The organism is Flavobacterium sp. DSR3-2 (genome assembly GCF_049896525.1).
Lineage (GTDB): Bacteria > Bacteroidota > Bacteroidia > Flavobacteriales > Flavobacteriaceae > Flavobacterium.
In genome coordinates this window covers 278,122-293,175 of sequence record NZ_JAFCUM010000003.1, presented here as the reverse complement: position 1 = coordinate 293,175, position 15,054 = coordinate 278,122, and the positions used below count along the sequence as shown (strand labels likewise).

The 15,054-nt window shown below is 29.5% G+C and carries 14 protein-coding genes; 4 read left to right on the top strand and 10 right to left on the bottom strand.

Going from position 1 to position 15,054, the window contains the following annotated elements:
* Positions 1–863, bottom strand: an 863-nt coding sequence (locus ACP7AV_RS06940) for a hypothetical protein (protein ID WP_426091322.1), incomplete at its 3' end; no start/stop codon positions are given.
* Between the two features lie 35 nt (positions 864–898).
* Positions 899–1,459: a hypothetical protein gene (locus tag ACP7AV_RS06935; protein ID WP_426091321.1), complete on the bottom strand. Its 561-nt coding sequence runs from the start codon at positions 1,457–1,459 to the stop codon at positions 899–901.
* 180 nt (positions 1,460–1,639) lie between these two features.
* On the opposite strand from ACP7AV_RS06935, the gene ACP7AV_RS06930 reads away from it, so the two are divergent.
* The 4 genes from ACP7AV_RS06930 (at position 1,640) to ACP7AV_RS06915 (ending at position 4,766) form a co-directional block, all read left to right on the top strand.
* Positions 1,640–2,047 carry a helix-turn-helix domain-containing protein gene (locus tag ACP7AV_RS06930; protein ID WP_426091320.1) on the top strand — a complete coding sequence of 136 codons (408 nt, stop codon included), beginning with the start codon at positions 1,640–1,642 and terminating at the stop codon, positions 2,045–2,047.
* Between the two features lie 128 nt (positions 2,048–2,175).
* A complete protein-coding gene (locus ACP7AV_RS06925) occupies positions 2,176–2,433 on the top strand; it encodes a hypothetical protein (RefSeq protein WP_426091319.1) in 258 nt (85 codons plus the stop codon).
* Between the two features lie 678 nt (positions 2,434–3,111).
* Positions 3,112–3,507: a plasmid mobilization protein gene (locus ACP7AV_RS06920; RefSeq protein WP_426091318.1), complete on the top strand. Its 396-nt coding sequence runs from the start codon at positions 3,112–3,114 to the stop codon at positions 3,505–3,507.
* The gene (locus ACP7AV_RS06915; protein WP_426091317.1) at positions 3,492–4,766 is read left to right on the top strand and encodes a relaxase/mobilization nuclease domain-containing protein; all 1,275 of its coding nucleotides are present in this window, start codon (positions 3,492–3,494) and stop codon (positions 4,764–4,766) included. The genes ACP7AV_RS06920 and ACP7AV_RS06915 overlap by 16 nt, the downstream gene beginning before the upstream one ends.
* A 217-nt stretch (positions 4,767–4,983) precedes the next feature.
* Here ACP7AV_RS06915 and ACP7AV_RS06910 read toward each other — a convergent pair whose 3' ends face one another.
* The 8 genes from ACP7AV_RS06910 to ACP7AV_RS06875 form a co-directional block, all read right to left on the bottom strand.
* Complete coding sequence (locus tag ACP7AV_RS06910; RefSeq protein ID WP_426091316.1) at positions 4,984–5,778, bottom strand: hypothetical protein; 795 nt, start codon at positions 5,776–5,778, stop codon at positions 4,984–4,986.
* 469 nt (positions 5,779–6,247) lie between these two features.
* Positions 6,248–6,793, bottom strand: coding sequence for a GNAT family N-acetyltransferase (locus ACP7AV_RS06905; protein WP_426091315.1), 546 nt, complete (start codon positions 6,791–6,793; stop codon positions 6,248–6,250).
* 363 nt (positions 6,794–7,156) lie between these two features.
* Positions 7,157–7,696: a hypothetical protein gene (locus tag ACP7AV_RS06900; protein WP_426091314.1), complete on the bottom strand. Its 540-nt coding sequence runs from the start codon at positions 7,694–7,696 to the stop codon at positions 7,157–7,159.
* 52 nt (positions 7,697–7,748) lie between these two features.
* On the bottom strand, positions 7,749–8,474 hold the full coding sequence (locus ACP7AV_RS06895) for a CPBP family intramembrane glutamic endopeptidase (protein ID WP_426091313.1): 726 nt from the start codon (positions 8,472–8,474) through the stop codon (positions 7,749–7,751).
* A gap of 141 nt (positions 8,475–8,615) precedes the next feature.
* Complete coding sequence (locus ACP7AV_RS06890) at positions 8,616–9,809, bottom strand: TlpA family protein disulfide reductase (RefSeq protein ID WP_426091312.1); 1,194 nt, start codon at positions 9,807–9,809, stop codon at positions 8,616–8,618.
* A 136-nt stretch (positions 9,810–9,945) separates the two neighbouring features.
* The gene (locus ACP7AV_RS06885) at positions 9,946–10,797 is read right to left on the bottom strand and encodes an aspartyl protease family protein (RefSeq protein ID WP_426091311.1); all 852 of its coding nucleotides are present in this window, start codon (positions 10,795–10,797) and stop codon (positions 9,946–9,948) included.
* 208 nt (positions 10,798–11,005) lie between these two features.
* On the bottom strand, positions 11,006–12,253 hold the full coding sequence (locus ACP7AV_RS06880) for a TPR end-of-group domain-containing protein (RefSeq protein WP_426091310.1): 1,248 nt from the start codon (positions 12,251–12,253) through the stop codon (positions 11,006–11,008).
* Between the two features lie 120 nt (positions 12,254–12,373).
* On the bottom strand, positions 12,374–13,651 hold the full coding sequence (locus ACP7AV_RS06875) for a TPR end-of-group domain-containing protein (protein WP_426091309.1): 1,278 nt from the start codon (positions 13,649–13,651) through the stop codon (positions 12,374–12,376).
* Positions 13,652–15,054 lie beyond the last annotated feature (1,403 nt).

The window sequence follows — 15,054 nt, the reverse complement described above, 5'->3', positions numbered from 1 at the left end:
CTGAGAATTACATCCTCAGGTTTGTCATCAATTTGACATACTACATCGTGTTTTTCAAATAATCCTTTTTTTATCAATGTCTTTAATTCGTCAAACCGTTCTTCGATAAGACGATAGAGGCTTTGTTCAGCAATTCCAACTGCTTCATACATTTCATTTTTATATATTGCCTCATCATCATTGATGGAAGCTTCTTTTGCTTTAACAAACAGATCAATAAGATAATATTTGCTGTGGCTGTTTCTTACGAAGTATTTTTGAATATCAGGAATGTACTCTATAAGGTTAGTGATCCTTTCATCTAGATTTAACGAAGCAGACCTATTTCCTGAATACAGTTCTTCCAAATATTCAAGATCATATTCAATCAATCTTGCATAAGATGTAAAAACACTGTTTGAAGAACCTTCTGAAATCAGATTTTGGACTTGAGACAAATGAAGATCGTGATCGTGATGAAAATGGTCTTCAAACATATTAAACCTCTTCTTGTACTTCTTCCAATCCCTTTTAACGATAAGCGGATTTTCCAACTCTTTATTTTGGTAGATAATAGCTGAAGGCTGGCAGTAAAATTCAATAAACGGATGTCCTAAAGAAAATCTATGATGAAGCCTTTCAGAGTAAATGAAATAGACATCGATCTGATAGCGTTTTCTAACTTTTTTTACCCATTTGTTTTGTTGTAGCTCTTGTGCATCGATATTTTTTTCGATGTGGATAATAAGATATGAAAACACGAAAGAGGGCTGTCTGGTAAAAAACATCTGAATGACAGTATGTTGATTAACCAATTGTCTCAGGATATTTTCTAAAAACTCGTTTTCGAGTTTTGGAAATGAAAGTTTTTCTAGAGTTTTCATAATACTGTGTTTTTGAAGATTAGATAAAGGATATTTTATTCCGTTGCAGGTTCAGCCTGAGCAGTTTTCTTTATTCTCTCAACACCTCTTTCTCTCATTATTTCCCCTGCATCGAGCATTTTGATTAAATGGATATAAGGTGTCGTCAGGTCAGAATCAGAATCTCCATAATAGGGAGACAATGAAAGTTCAGTGATTTCAGATAAGAAAAATTCAAACTGTTGCAGTGTTTTCTCTTCAAATGCATTTTGAAGCACCAAAAAAGGATTGTCGAATTCTTCTTTGGTCAGGGAAGAAAGATGAAATACCGTTTCAGTGCGGGATGACTCTTTTACTTTCCATTTTTTACTTTTTTCTTTCAGATAGTAACAGACTTTGAGAAAAGAGGAGACAGTAGTATAAAAAACGAAAACATTACAGGGGGTTTCTTGCTTGTAGACTTTTCTCTTGTAACAGTGAAGTACCGCTTCACTTAAATTCTGTTTATAATAATCAAGATGTGCAAAGTCAAAAATAGCGTCAAATGCCTCAAATGGATTTTCTGTCACGAACCCTCCCCAAAACCTTGTTTCGAAGGATATTTTATTCTTTTTCATAGTGGGAAGATTTAAAATTAAAAAGCGAAGTTCCACTCTTTCAAAAGGATAATCTATTCGAAAAGCGGATATAATATCTGATAAAAGGGATATTTTACAGGATATTTTTTTATCTTTGAAATTCAGGATTTTTAATCCGAATGGCTTTATCTTTGAGCCTTCAGAAAATTGATACTCATTATGGAACAGAAAATACATCAGGGAAGAAACGTAAAACGCTTCAGAGAAATGCTTGGAATCAAACAGGAAGCATTGGCTTTTGATCTAGGAAATGACTGGAATCAGAAGAAAATTTCTTTGCTAGAGCAAAAAGATGTAATTGAAGATGACATGCTTAAACAAATCTCGAATGCATTGAGAATTCCTGTTGAAGCATTTCAGAATTTTGATGAGGAGCAAGCGGTAAATATCATATCCAATACTTTTAATGACCAATCCAATGGGTACAATTATTATCCAACTTTCAATATAAATCCAGTAGAAAAATGGATAGAAGCTTTAGAAGAAATTAAGCGATTAAATTTGGAACTTTTGAAATCTAAAGATGAACAAATTAAAGTTTTGGAGAAATTATTAAATGTGAAATAAATTTTTATAAAAGATATAATTAATTCCAAAAAGAGACCGTCATAAGTCTCTTTTTTGTTTGTATAATAGATAGTAAATCAAAAAATCACGCAACATATTAGTATCGCGTATCAATAAAGAATAACCCGATGGATAAAACTATTAAGCTAAGAGTTAAAAAAGAAATTGATAGTAGCAGTGAGCTTAAAGTTTTGAAATTAAAAGGCACTTTAATTTCGAAAGGTTACACTGAAATTATTCATATTGCAGATGAAAATACAGAGTATTATCTTAACTCATTTTCCACTTCACCTGAGAATAAAAAAGAGGTTGAACATTTTGTTTTAGACTACATCACAAACCATGATCTTGCCGACACCATTTCATTACTTCAAGAAAACAAATAAATGATTTTTGACTGCAGTAATTTTTTTCAAATCATGTGTAAAAACCTTCCTGAAAACAGTCAGAATTTTACACATTAATTAAAATCTATTCATTTGAAAAAGTACGCTCCCTTATTCAAGATCTAATAATTATTTTAAGAACATTTTCTTCTGTATTGGAACAAGGGAGCGTACACTTTCAAAGACCTCTGAAATAAGTATTCTTAGAACTTTGCAATCTCCCAAAGACCTTAAAAATATCCCGATAAAAAATCACAAAAAGTACAACTAAGGTATTGGACATTCATCAACTGCGTGCCCATAATGTCACTGCTCATTCTTCGCAGTGCCACCCTTCGGGACTTATAGCACTCCGTTTGATGCATATCCAATTTTGTATTGCTTTCTTTTTTTTCTTTTTCTTTTGAAAAATTTTTCAGCAGTCTGATCGAATCAAAAACGAACATTTCCTCCTATTTATCGAAGACATTTTATAGGCAATATTTACCCATGATTGTTTATGTCAAACACTAGCTTTAAATTAGCCTTTATCCTTTGAAAAGCTGAAAGATTGCAACGTTCCTGCAATCGGCAAGATGAACGGTTGTTAAACAACCGGATCTTGCTGCCCCACACTCGGAACTCGTGGGCAGTGACACTGATAAGACAAAAAGAGTTTGAAAACAATGAAAATGATAGATGATGGAAGCAGAAAATTCAAACAGGACACGCATAATTGGGCTGCGCCTAACTCCCGAAGAATATGCAAAAATTGAGCGTAAATGGAAAGCCAGTACGTGCCGAAAATTAAGCGACTACGTTCGGAAGCATCTTTTCGATAAGTCAATTGTGACTACCTATCGAAACCAATCACTGGACGATTTTATGGAAGAAACGATAGCGCTCCGCAATGAGCTGAACGCCATTGGAACCAACATTAATCAGGCTGTAAAAAAACTACACACTTTACAGCAGATTCCCGAATTCAGGAACTGGATAATTAGCTATGACCTTGATAAAAAAATCCTTTTCAACAAAGTAGAAGAAATCAAAAAACATATTCAAAAAATTACGGACAAATGGTTACAATCATAAAAACAAGCCATTCGATCCGCAGTATTTTTAACTACAATGAAAACAAAGTTAAGGCTGGTGTTGCCGAGTGCATCGCAGCAGGAAACTATCCTGTAGATGTGGACAAAATGAATGATACCTTAAAGCTAAACCGTTTTATAAAACGGATGGAATTAAACGAAAATACAAAACGGAACAGCGTACATATTTCCCTAAATTTTGACCCGTCAGAAAATCATTCTAAAGAAAAGCTAATAGCTATTGCCGATACTTATATGGAGAAAATCGGCTTCGGAAAACAACCTTATTTAGTATACCAACATCACGATGCAGGGCACCCTCATTTACATGTGGTAACCATAAATATTGAAAGGGATGGCAAGCGAATTGACCTGCATCATTTGGGGTTACGGAAATCTGAGCCAGCTCGCAAAGAAATTGAAGAACTGTTTGGACTCGTTAAAGCTGAGGGAAGAAAAAAGAAAGAGGAATTTACATTGCAGCCAATTCCTGTTGGCAAGGTGCAGTATGGTCGAATTGAATCAAAGAAAGCCATATCCAACGTTTTGAATGCAGTCCTGAATCAATACAAGTATGCGAGCCTTCCCGAACTTAATGCAGTACTAAAGCAGTATAATGTAATGGCTGACCGTGGTAGCGAAAATTCAAAAATATTTTTGGCTAAAGGACTGATGTATCGAATTCTGGACGAACAAAGTAAGCCAATTGGTATTCCAATTAAAGCAAGTGATTTTTATAGTAAACCAACTTTAAAATTTATAGAAGAAAAATTCAAACGCAATGAAATAAGAAGAATACCTGACAAAATACGGCTAAAAAACGCAATTAATATTGCATTACTAAAGGAGCGAACAATGTCAACAAACCAACTGGCAAAATGTTTGGAAAAAGAAGGAATTCATACTGTGTTTCGAAAAAGTACAGCAGGCTTGCTTTATGGTATTACCTATGTGGACCATAAAACCAAAAGTGTTTTTAATGGTAGTAGTTTAGGAAAAGAATACAGTGCAAAAGCGATTCAAGAGCGTTGCGGATTAAAAGTTACTGATTCAGAAAAAAGAAATCAGATTCATGAAAAACTTCCTTCTAAAGAATCATTAATTAATGACATGCAACTGCAAAAAGACACACTTACTATTCCTGATTTTGTTAAACTGTTAGATATGCTTATGCAGGCAGAATATTCAACAGATTATTTGCCGAATCAACTGAAAAACAAAAGAAGAAAGAAAAAGAGAAAAGGACTATCAGATAAATGAAAAATATTTATACATATGACATTTCAATGCACCTCAATTTATTATCTGCTTTTTGTTTACAAATCCAAACTCATCAGCTAAGTGATTTATATATTTTTTAAAGTCAAATGATATATCACTGTTTTTTTTTGAAAAAATATGAGCTGAGATTCAAGTACTAAAGTCAACTGCCCAAATCATTAGTAACAAGTGTTGGCAGATCGTTCTTGTTTTTAAGTTACTTTTCAATTCCTAGTATATTTTTTTTATTGTCAATAACAATAATTTCATTGTCAAACATTCTATTTCCTGTTATTCCGTAAATTATTGATGAAGGAATGTAATCTATAAAATTTAGTCTAAAAAATCCATAAACATATTCCTCTTTTTTGATGTTATTTCCGATTTGAATATTTTCAGTTATTTGTTTTCTGTAAATTTCATAATCTTTTCCACCGCTACTTATACAACAGAGTTTTTCTATCTTCTTCTTACTTTGTAGTTTTGCTAACCTTTTTTCACTTGTTAGTAGAGAAAACATACTTGAACCTGAATCAAAAAATAATCTTGTGTTTTCTTCTCCGATTTTTGCAGGAATTAATAATGGAAATTTGTCTACGCTTGAATTTGCAATAAAATCAAATGATTTTCCTAATTGATTTATATTTTTTTCAGTTATCGCAATTTTATTTTTTTTGAAATCTAAAATTAAAGTTCTACCAACTATTGCATCTAACCCAATACTTCCGATAATAATAAATGAACTATCAATTTTTTCAGAACCTCGTTTTAACATTTCTATTTTATCAGCCTTGAGTTTCATTTCTCCAATATTTAATACTGGATTTTTAAGAAATTGAATACTATCTTTTGAATATTCCGTTTTCATAGATGTATTACTTTCAAGCAATTTATTTAATGTTATTCCGTAAAAGCAAGTTTCAGGAATTCCAGTGTCAAATTGCATATATAAGTTTTCTCTAATTCCTTCAATTTTTACAGGAACAAAGAAAAATGCTTTTTCAACCAGCATGTTTTGAATACTATCGCTTTTCCAAATTATTTCACTTTAAACAATTTCTTTCGGTTCGCTGAAAACTTTAAACGTTTTTATTGTTTTACTATTTCTCCAATAATTGTAATATATTGGGATTGAAATCGAGATTATGAGAATTAAAATCAAGAGTGTTTTGAGAGATATTTTTAAAATTTTCTTCATATATATTTTCTTCTGATATTCTTTTTTTTCTTTTTTTTTTCATAAACTTCCGCTAACGTTAATTCGTCTAAAACCTCTAAACGAAATCTATCCCTTAATTCGTGAGCAAGTATTTTTGATTTAAACTATAACAAAATTCTTTTTGAGAAAATCGTTTTTTAAATCCCTCTCAAAACTTTACGATAGGTTCATCAAAATTACCGGACTTGCAAGCGGCTCCGTTCAATACTAGTTTAATTGTTCGTGCTGCGTACGCAATGAAACAAAAGCTGTTAGCGTAGTTTTAGTTTGATTTTTTATAATTCTTATTAATTAAATTCCAATATATCATATCACTTTCTATTCTTATCTGTCTAAAATTAATTTTATTCAGAAGATTTATGGAACTAATATTTTGAGTTAAACAATTTGCTGTAATTTCCTTTATTATTTCATTTGATAAAGCCCATTTTATTATTTCACTTACAGCTTCTTCTGCATAACCTTTTCGCCTTTCTTCTTTAATTATACCGTATCCTAGATCGATATTTTCCTCTTTATCATTAAATCCCTTAAATCCTAAGTCTCCAATTATTTCCAAAGGGTCTTTTTTGATTATCATCCAAGATTCATAACCCGTTGGAGAATCAACTTTAGTTAGGTTATTAATTATTTTCGGTAAGGTTTCTAATACATCAATATCTGGCCAACTTTTTCCTTTTTTAAAGTTCCATATTTCTAAATCACTAAAATCATTATTTAAGAGATTTCGACAAACTTGACTTGTAAAAGGTTTAAGTATTAATCTTTCAGTTACAAGAATCTCAATTTCCAGTTTTTTAATTTTCATTATTTAAGTAATTAATTTTTATTCATAGTTGATTTTATGATTTCAGAAAATTACCGGTAATAGCAGTTCATCTAAAAACCTCTGAACGAACTCTATTTGGTTTATTAGTCAGCAAAAATTTGTTTTAAACTACAGTTTAAATTCTTTTTGACAAGAGTATCATCATGATTTTAAAAAAAACGGCGAAATTAATTTCAAAACTTCGCTCATAAGGGATGGGGTATATTTATTCTTCTAGAATTTACACATTCCAGATCTGTTTTTTATTTTATTTTTAAGATTTTCTCTTTCATTGAAAATACAAATCTAACTTCCATTTAATTTCTTACCCATATCAACTGCAGTAACTGTTGACAGCTGACTTTACAATTTAATTGTTAAGTAGTATTCTGTAATTCTCAATATCACAAAACAAATAAAAGCAATAACTAATTTAATCATAAATTTATATTTTGGTTGTTGAAATTTGTTGGTATTTATTAAAGCCTTAATGCTTTGAACAACTTTATCTTTATTTAACCATACAATCATTAAAACTAAAAATTGATATAGAATCGCTGCTTTGAGAGCGCCAAGATGCACTTCGAAATATATATCTTGTAAAATAACATTTACTAATATTGTCGATGTGAATAGACAACCAATAATTCTCGTTTTTTTAATTAACATCAATGTTCCTCCAATTATCTCAAAAAGACCTAAAGTCATAGCATACGCTTTGGAATAACCATAGAAAGCCCACATCAATTCCATACCACTCATTTCTGAAACTGTTTTGTTGATTTCAGAAGCTCTATCAAATTGTACTATTTTTCCTCCTCCATAAATAAACATTGCAAATACAACAATCCAAGTAATGGCATTTTCAAAAATTTCTATTTTATCTTCTCTATCGAATTTCATTCTTTATGTTTTTTCTTTTTCTTGCCAAACGACACTTCGCGGTTCGTTGTCTTTACTTAAATAATCTTTCTCTTTTATTTATTTTATAATCATTATTCCATGTTACAATTAAGACAATTAATATACTAGCACAAATCAAAGTCGCATAATTTGTTTTACAGAAAAGAGCATGAATAGATGCAGCTACTAAAACAGAATTAGTCCTATCTGTTGCGTACGCAATTATTACAGATAAAATAATACAGAGCAAAATAAAAATATGTAATCCCCCAAATTGATTGAAGTTTTCAAATACAAAAAGATGCCAAAGACCCCAAAAAACCCCTGTAATAATGCCTTTTAACCAAAAAGGAATAGAATTTAAGTTATCATTTAAAAATCCTCTCCATGCTGTTTCTTCAAATATGTTATATATTAAAGTTAATAAACAGAATATAAACGCCCATAAATGTTGGTTAATACCATACTCATTTGAAATCCCATATAGCGTGTATGTAATTAAAAATATTAGACTAAAAAGAATACTTTTCTTCAAATTATTTCCAAAAAAACTAGTTTTTAGTTGAAATTTGAATGCCTGATATCCAAATAAACTTGTGATTAATATTGCAATACCATGATTCCAGTTAAATGGAATATTGAAATTAAAAAGATTGATGCTAATTATTTTGAGAACGTTTGGAAACTTAAGTACTAAATAAGTAAAACTGCACGCTAAAAAATAAAATAGTAAAATGTTAATCCATTTTATATTTTTTAATTTCTTAAATAATTTCATCAATTCTGTTTTATTTTTTTCCTTGAGTACCAATGTATTCTCGCTGGGCGAAGTTATTGGACTGCCTTTCAAAGTAGGAAACAAATTTGTAATAAAGCGAAAACCTTAATCTTGCGAAACTGCTTTTGTGCTATCGCCATGTTATTTATAGGTATAGAATTCAATTTCTTTTGAAACTTTTTCTAACGTCAAACCGTATTCTCCAATATCTTTCATTAGCTGCTCCAAATTAGCTTTTCTAATAATTAAATCTAAATTTTTATTTAAACTCGTTTCGTTAAATATTATTATTTCATGATAATCACCAATTTCTTTAATCAGTGTTTCAATTCTAGAATTAGAAAAGATAAAATGAGTATCATTATTCCCATTATGACTTTCTCCATCTTGATCTATTGAAATATTTAGTTTATGAGCATTTTTGATTTTCAAGTTATAAACTTGTACTTTTTTTATTTCAATATTTTCGGTCAAATTTAGCGAATTTAGCAAATTGCTTTTCAAGCTTTTAGTATGAAAATCAACGTTAACTTTATTTGAGTTTTTATATATCAGATTATACTTGTTTTCAGTTAATTCTTCGGGAATAATTATTTGAGATTCAGGCTTTTTAATAATCTTTGAAAGAATTGTTTTTATATTATTATTTAGATCAATGTATCTTCCTTTCCACAAAGCTTCCATTGCCATTCTATCGTCGTCTTTTTTTGCATTAATTAAACTAAAAAAATATTGAGTATTTTTATCATTTAAAAAAGTTAATGCAGCATCTGCATTGTGAGTAGATTCTTTATTTTCTGCTACTATTTCCCCTTTTCCTTCCAATTTTGATCCAATGCTATCAGCTAAAATATTTTCACCTATTAAAAACTTTTCAATTATAGTACTATTTAATTCATATGGTTTCCCAATCCATTTAATGACTCCTTTATTATCTATTAAAACAGTATGAGGAATTCCATCAACATTAAAATTAGTTTCAGTTTCTTTTTTTTGGTCCGAAACAACTATTGTTTTAAATAACACTTTTTCCAGAGTCCTTTTTGTCTTCTCAGGTTTTTCGTAGGTCAACGAAAGAAAAATTAAATCCTTCCTATTTTTAAATTTGTTCACTAAGTCATTTAAGTGAGGAACAGACCCCAAACAAGGTGCACACCAAGTAGCCCAAAATTCAAGAATTACAAATTTGCTTTCAATTTTTTTATCTTTTGGTGCATTTAAAAGATAATCAGTGATGTTTATTTTTGGAGCTTTATCTCCAACCCTTAAAGTATCTTGTGAAGATAAAATTCCAGTCAAAAAAATAAAGAGAATTAAAAAATTGATTTTTTTCATAAAAATAAGTTTTAGTATTTAGGTTTTAGTATCTCAATGTTCTTGCACAAAGCAAGTAGTTTCTCAAATAAGTTTTCATCTATAATTATTGGTTAGTGGGTACTTTAAATTGAGTTCTTTTACGAAACTCTAAATGTCATTTGCCGTTTTTCTTTTGGTCAATATATTTGTCATCAAACAAACGATTTGGTTTTAAGTAAATAACATTGTTTTTAAAATCCAGGAACATGTTAAATCTTTTTAAAACTTCATTACCCAAAATATGAATTTTTTTGTTTTTCAAAGGTTTGCTTATCGTTAACTGTTGAATAGGAATATTTTTTAGTTTATACTTTCCAATTTTCAGTACCTTTAAATTTGAAGTAATCACAGGAATATCATTTCCTTGAGCGCCTTTCAGTATTGCCTTGTTTATGACTTCCATTTTTTCGGTTGGAAATTTTCCTTCTTTTAATAAATCGTTATCCAACATTGCTGTTCTTTGATAACCGGTATCAAATAGAAAAAGATCTTTATTTTTAACACCATATTGTTTGATTTCACTTTCAACCAAAAAGAGATCTTCGAAAAACTCCATTTTAAGTTTTGTGAATTTTTCGTTTGTAGCTACGCTTTTAGGCAACATGTTATGAACGATCATTATGCTTTTGTCATAATTTAGTTCAACAATTTTGTTTTTGAAAAAGTCCCAGCCAAACCTACCATCTGTTCCGTGTCCTGATAATTCTGCATCATAAACTTTGGTTTTATAATTTGTGCTTCCAATTTTTAATCCGTAAAATGTATTATATAATTTAGGTGAAGATTTTAGTTTGTTCTTTAGAACATAATTAGTTAATACCAATTCAGTTGTTCCCGTATCAAAATTTAGATTTAGCGTGTCAATTTCATTGAAAATTGCTTTTACAACAATTGTATTTTGACCATTAATTGTCAAATAAATACTATCACTCAATGTTATGTTTTGAGCAAAAACATTAATTGACATAAGTAAAAAAGTAATAAATAAATTCCGTTTCATAATGTTGGTTGGTGGGGTCTAAAATGGCAACTTATAATTTCCTCGAGCTTTAGCTCGAATTTCGAGATAAAATTCAGATTTATTTTTTCGGTTAAATAGTAATATTTCAGGTGCAAAGCCAACCTTTAAACTGAAACCTAAATCCTGAAAAATTGATTTTATGCTATCGTATTTTCTATTCTGTTGGTTTTGCCCAAAATAAATTTGAATTATTTGTTACATAGTGAATACTTAATATTTCTTTTTGACTGTTGGTGGTTTCTGTTTTGTCTGGTTTTTGCTTAAAATAATGTAGAGGCAACAATTCTATATAAGTCACTGATTTTCCAGTTTCAGTTGTTTCGGAGTTGAATTCACTACTTATGGGACATTGCATTCTATATAAATTTTTCGCCATATAAGTTTCGAGGTAATTTTCTTTTGTCTGTTTTATTTTATTATTCCAATTTGCATCAGGATTTAGTACTAACGGTTTGTTTAACACCAAACTTTCTCGAACTTCCTGAATACTTAACATTTCACCATTTTCGTTCATAACATATGCATTAAAGGTTGGGTCAATCCACAGCCATTTTTTTAAGTCTCTTGAATAAACCATATTAATTACATGACAATCATCAAAATTTTCTTCTCCCGGCATACAAGTAATATGTCTTGATTTTATTCCGATTGCTAAGTAACATTCATTTAAAACTGTCGACATCATTCTACAATTTACGCCCCTATCCTCAATTTTACATATAGATATTATGTTTGTCGCATTTTGTAATTTTGGATTTTCACTTGCACCATCGTGTCTTACGATATTGTGAACCCAATGCATTAAATTTAAAATTTTTGAAGTTTCAGTGCCATTTCCAGCGATTGAATCCAAATTATATTCTTTTCGTAAACTTGCTAAATTTTTATTTTCCTTAGATTGATAAGTGAATTTTGGAAGCTCTCTATTATCTTCAAAATTGTATTTTTCAGCTTTCTTAAGAATTGTTAAATGATATTTTTTTAAAGGTTCTACTAGAGCCTTAAATTTTCTTTTATTGCGGATATTATCTAAATCTGTGTCATTTTTTATATGTTCATAATCAAAATATCCAGCTTTTATTGACTTTTCTAAATATGAAAAAGCCTTTTTATTGATATTTTTTAGTGAGTAAATACGACTTAAATTATATAAATAATTGTATTTATAAGATTTGTAAGATGAAAATGCATTCTTATAATTATTAGGTAATTTTTCATATTTTGTAAAAACTTCATCCAAAAGTTTTGTGTAAGTTGCGGCATCATTCTTTTTTAACGCTACTGATAATAGACTGTCTTGTTTTATGAAAAACGCATTAAATTCTGTTTGGAGTTTTGTTTGTGCTTTAGAGATTGAAACGTAAAAAATTAATAGACAAAGAAGTAATTGTTTTAATTTCATAATTATAAATATATTGTTTATTATATAGACGTAAAAAATTTAGAAATGTTGGTATCAGGTTCGACATAGGTTCATTGGTCGTGCTGAGTACGCCACGAAACTATAGCTACTACCAGCCGTTTATTTCATTTTACTCAATTTTTCTTCCCATTTACTATCTACTAAAAACTTTTTATAGTCTTGTATATTTAGCATTTCTTTAATCGCTTTATTTTTTTCGTTTGCATTTTCGTAATAGGCTTTACAAATTTGATAACCTACCCAATATCCTTGGTCGGGTAAATTGTCTGGAGTTGCTTGGTTACCGTTTGCTATCCAATTACTGTATCGGTTATAATAAATATCCTTTTTAAAATTTTCCCAAATTTTCTTTTCTTTTCCTACAGTCCACTCCATTAATTTTTCATTGACTGTACTACCGCTTATTAATTCTCCTATAAAATCTGCCATTCCCTCTTGAATAGCGTAACTTAATGTAGTTGTATCTTTTTTCATACCACGTTGTTGAAAATGAATTAATTCGTGGGCAACAGTATTTGGAACATATTTAATTTTGGATAATCTTGTTTGGAGTTCGAAATTCAATTCACCAATTGGTGTTTTCTTTGTTTGAGAAGCTTGATTTAAAGCAATTAAAAGTCCTGCATCTGTTGCTGTTCCACCACTTGTAAACGCACCAATTATGAAATAAACATTTGGAAACTTAGCATCAGGATATAAGTTTTTTAGTTTTTTGAAAGAAGTTGTAAAGTCTTTCTTTTTATTATCAATATTTAGAGTAGATGTTCGTATTGACTTATAAAATTTTGGTGCTGATTGGATATGTTTGATAAAATAGTCAATACTACTAACTTTAGCACTCATATAATAACTCATTCCTTTACTTGCTTTTTCAAAATATTCTTTTTTGAAAATTGCTTTAAAATTTACTGTGTCAGCTGTTGCTTTGTCATACGCCTTCCAGAATCTATGTACATCTTCTGTAATGAATTTGGCTTTTGATGGGTTAGCATTTAAACTTTCTTCTTTAATGCTGTTTACTATATTTTGCCATTGTTGGTTACTATGTAGATTTAAAAGGTCTTTGTCAATTAGTAAATTTTTCTTATCATCGTACCCTAATAATACAGCTTTTTCTAATACCCTAATTGCTTCGTCAATTTTATTATCTAATGATAAACAGCACGATGCATTATAATGAAGCTCTGCTTGCTTCACTTTGAACTCAGCAATTGTTGCGGATTTTAAATAGTATGTTGATGCTTCTGAATACTTTTTTGCATAATATAAACTGTCTCCTGCTTTTTCTAATCTTTGCGCGGAAAGAACGGGCTGTCCGTAAACTATCGTAAATACACACAGATTAAAAAATATAATAAATGTAAATTTAATTTTCATGTTTTTGAATTTGTTTAGTTATTGGTTCGTTACATATTCAACTGTGTGCCGGAGCTACATTACAGCAGTGTTTTTTGGGCATAAATTAAGCTTCAATTTTGATTAGAACTTTCAATTTGTAGAAGATTCAGCGCTTTCAATTCCACTATTTTGTTTGATTATTTTTAACAGTTTTTCCAAATCATTAATTTCAATGTTATGGATTTTGAATATTGTTTCGCATCCTGATTTCTGAATTATATTTAAATTATTTTTTTCTAATTTTATGACATTATCATTTTTATTGACTTTGCAACTAATCTATTTATTTTGATATTCATTCCAGTTTTATTCTATTCAACATAATTTTTATACCAAAACATTTTGCTGTAATATATTGTTTTTATTGAAAAACCAATTGAAGCCAAAATTTTATTTGTTTTTATACATTCAAAGTCAATAATTTCAAAAGTACCTATACTCATAAAAACCAATGAGAGTAACAATAAAATTGATGTCCAGTTTTTAAGTGTTAATTGATTGAAGTGTGTTTTTTTCTTGTTTTTTCAATTAATGTTGTTGTTACCGCCACCGCTAAGTAAGGCCGAGACTGAATTAAGATTAATTTTTCATTTTATTGCTAATTTTTAAAAGCAAAACAAACTTTAAATTAAGACTTGAAACCCAAATCATCCCGAACCTGTGTAGGCGGTTCGTTGTTTTTTCTTAGATAATCTTTCCTTTATATTTAAAATAAGAACTAACGCAATAGTACTTTCTTCAACTTAATAAAATATGATTTTTCTGAAGGCAAAACTAACCGAAAGACCGTAGCCACACAAAAGACACCAGTCTAGATTTATAAATATCGACTCACAATTTATAAATCGCTAAAAGTAAATATTGTAACAAACTGATTATTAGAAATATTATGATTTTATTTTTTTTATAAGTTTCGCAAGGGTTTTAATCAAAATAGAAATTTATTTCTAAAATAATTAACTAATTTTGGCGGATACAGTCTCACCAGACACCGTTTTTTATTCTTTCTGTACTAAAATGCAAAATAACTTAATGTTCCTTTACTTACTTGATAATAAAAACCCCTGGAAATCCGATAACCCCCGAGTAATCAATCTTGATAAATGTTAGTTGAAACCTAAAAATAAGACACAATTTGTCTTGGAAGAGTTCTTGTTTCCTTCAAGTAAAGTAGTTATTGGAAAACTGGTTTTTAGGTGAATCAATCTATTGCAGGACTGAAATGAAATAAAGATCAAGTGAAAGATCAAGATGTGAATATTAGACAAAGTGTATAGAAATTAAAGATCTGAAATTTCATTGTTTCGGATAGAAAAAAAGGACCACAATATTTAAAAGGACTTCATGAAATATAAAAAATAAAAGATGAGATTTTGAGATGT